Here is a 347-nt window from a genome sequence, read left to right as displayed (position 1 = left end):
GGCCGCGGCGATGCCGAGGTTCACCTGCCCCTTGTTGAAGATCTCCTGGGCCGCCTCGTCCCACTGGGAGTTGATCTCCGTGTGGCGATTGATGTCGGTGAGGAGATCCTTGGAGACAAGCAGCAGGGGGCTGACGCGGTGGTGCCGGCGCTTCTCGCCGCTGTCCTTGAGCAGGCGTACGAACAGCATCGTGCGGGTGACGTCGACCTGGACTAACTCGGTTACGTTCGGTGCGGTGAAGGCCGAGGCCTCCATCGCCTGCGCGATCTCCATGCGGACGCCCTTGATCGGCACCCGGACGTCGCACGCGGCCGGAACCGCCACCTGGGCGGCGACCGCCGGCTCGG

Annotated in this window: 1 protein-coding gene; it reads right to left on the bottom strand. The window is 67.4% G+C overall.

Annotated features, from left to right (window positions below):
* Positions 1-347: 2-oxo acid dehydrogenase subunit E2 (locus PUR61_RS03770; protein ID WP_329875577.1), on the bottom strand; the 347-nt coding region annotated here is incomplete at both ends.

This window comes from Streptomyces sp. BE20 (assembly GCF_036322525.1).
GTDB lineage: Bacteria > Actinomycetota > Actinomycetes > Streptomycetales > Streptomycetaceae > Kitasatospora.
The sequence above is the reverse complement of the archived record's forward strand: the minus strand, read 5'-3'. Positions and strand labels throughout refer to the sequence as shown.